The organism is Staphylococcus sp. HMSC067F07, from assembly GCF_001837405.1.
GTDB classification, from domain to species: domain Bacteria; phylum Bacillota; class Bacilli; order Staphylococcales; family Staphylococcaceae; genus Staphylococcus; species Staphylococcus capitis.
This window is the reverse complement of the sequence record NZ_KV832214.1, coordinates 1-2,088: the sequence shown is the minus strand read 5'-3', so window position 1 is coordinate 2,088 and position 2,088 is coordinate 1. Positions and strand designations below refer to the sequence as shown.

At 32.9% G+C, this 2,088-nt stretch carries 3 protein-coding genes; all 3 read right to left on the bottom strand.

Annotated features, from left to right (window positions below; all coding sequences use genetic code 11):
- Window positions 1-156 precede the first annotated feature (156 nt).
- Entirely contained in the window at window positions 157-456 is a 300-nt protein-coding gene (locus HMPREF2706_RS01625) for a hypothetical protein (RefSeq protein WP_064137600.1), read from the bottom strand.
- Window positions 457-586: 130 nt separating this feature from the next.
- Window positions 587-820 carry a hypothetical protein gene (locus tag HMPREF2706_RS12180; protein ID WP_064137599.1) on the bottom strand — a complete coding sequence of 78 codons (234 nt, stop codon included), beginning with the start codon at window positions 818-820 and terminating at the stop codon, window positions 587-589.
- A 247-nt stretch (window positions 821-1,067) separates the two neighbouring features.
- Window positions 1,068-2,088: hypothetical protein (locus HMPREF2706_RS12175; RefSeq protein WP_176746098.1), on the bottom strand; the 1,021-nt coding region annotated here is incomplete at its 5' end.

Here is a 2,088-nt window from a genome sequence, read left to right as displayed (position 1 = left end):
TATACTACATTTGTTCATCACCATCAAGTAATATGTCAAATAAATTGTAATATCACGCCCATCACAATCGTTCAACTAAACCTGTTACGAGCTCACGCTCGTTGAACTCAAACAAGCACTGGTACTAAAGACCAGTGCTTTTTCTACGTTTAATTATTAAATATCATCGTGCATTAAAAGTTTATACAATGACTTTACATTGTTAAAAGCCATTTGATTAGTTTCGTACGAAGGTTCTCTAATATCACAAAAAGTGTACAAAGATTTCAAAATATCATTAACATAAGAATCTTCTTCAATCTCGTAGTGATTTAATGCAACTAATAGATCACTTACCGCACTACGTAAATGTGAATAAATATAAAATACACTATAATCATCATCACGATGATTATATAAGTGATCATATAAATCAGATATAACCTCAAAAATACGCGACAACTCAGTTTCAGCCATAATATCACCCTATTCCATTATACCGTTATACAATATGAATAACAAAATGCATAAAATTTTGTATATAACGTATAGTTTGAATTTTCTAAATATTCTAACGTGATGTAAAATTAATCTTAAATAGTATTATTTATACTAAAATTAAGAGGTTTGTGCCCATTTTGATTTTTGTGCCCATTTTGAATGGCACAGGTTTGACACCTAGAGCTCCAATGTATTTGGGTGTTTCTGTGCCTATTTTGGAAAACAAAAATGGCACAGATGACCCCTTGGGAGAGTAAGGTTGAAACCCGCTGTGCCCAAAAAGTAAGGTTTTTTGAAAATCCTTCATTTTTATACCATAAAAATATACAACTAAATTCATAAATATACACATTTATAAATAAGATACAACATCTGTACTCTGACACTGGTACCAGTTCTCTATATAATATTTGAATTTTATGGTAAAAAAGTGGGAAAAATGGCACAAGTCAACGGAGAGTAAGGTTCCAGCGTCTTCAGTGGCGAGTAGTTTATTGAAAGAAATAAAGCGTGAGACTTAGAGCCTCAAGGGTTGTGCCATTTTTCCCAAAGGTTTTGGGTTTTTGGCACAATAAAAAGACCTCGGCTCAATTGCCGAAGTCTTTCAATAGTTTATTTGCCCATGATATATAGTAATCACGGTCGATGTTGCTCAATTCTGTTTTTCTCAGTTGGTTTACCTCATTAACAATATTATATTGTTGTTGTGGTACCACTGTATTAACTTTAACGTAACCTTTTTTAGATTCTTTTGTACTTGTTAGACCGGTAACACCTGACTTGGTAGCTATGATTCGATTAACTTTCTGATATAACTTGCCTGATTCATCACGCATTGTGTGTTTCCCTGTCACTTTAGCCAGTTGTACAAAGTCCCATTTGTTTTGATTGTCGTTAATGTATTGTTCAATTGATGTATTATACAATAAATGATTTGTTACAGCGTCTGAGACAACTTTTGGAAATACTTGAGTATTTTTATAATCAAAGTTCTTTAAATTGCCTCGGCGTTTTACGTTACCATCTTCAGTTTGAAGTACAGCATAGTTTGTTGTAGCAAGTGCTACACGCTTATATTTATCTTCTTCAAGATCTAAATTAAATAATCGTTTTACTTCATCAATCACTGGTTTTGCATCGAATTGACCTATGCAATAGATACCATCAGTATTAACTGAAATGACTTTAGCACCTTGTTTAGTTGCAAGTTCAACCATTTTTAATAATACAGCTTGACCAATAAGCCTTAAAGATAACATTTTATTTGGTATATATAATGCACTGAATTTAGCGTCCATACGCCCACTCACTGTGTTCAATACCAATTTCAACGCTTTTTCACGCTTTGGATTCAACTTATTATGTTTGAGTGTTAGACGTTCTTCTCTAATTGCGTTGTACTTTTGTGTCGCAGTACCTAGTGCGTTTGAATTAATAATTAGACTTGGGTACATACTAGCAATATCAAGTTCTGTAACATCTTTGTATATGCCTTTAATACACCCATGTGCGCCACCTTTTGAAATTGTGATGTGAATACCATGTTTGTTGATTGTATAGCCTTTAAATTTATTAGGTTCGATTTTAGAACCATTTTCACGTGTTTGT

Coding starts and splice junctions, on each gene's coding strand:
- HMPREF2706_RS01625 (WP_064137600.1), bottom strand. CDS start 456: ATGGCTGAAACTGAGTTGTCGCGTATTTTTGAGGTTATATCTGATTTA.
- HMPREF2706_RS12180 (WP_064137599.1), bottom strand. CDS start 820: ATGAATTTAGTTGTATATTTTTATGGTATAAAAATGAAGGATTTTCAA.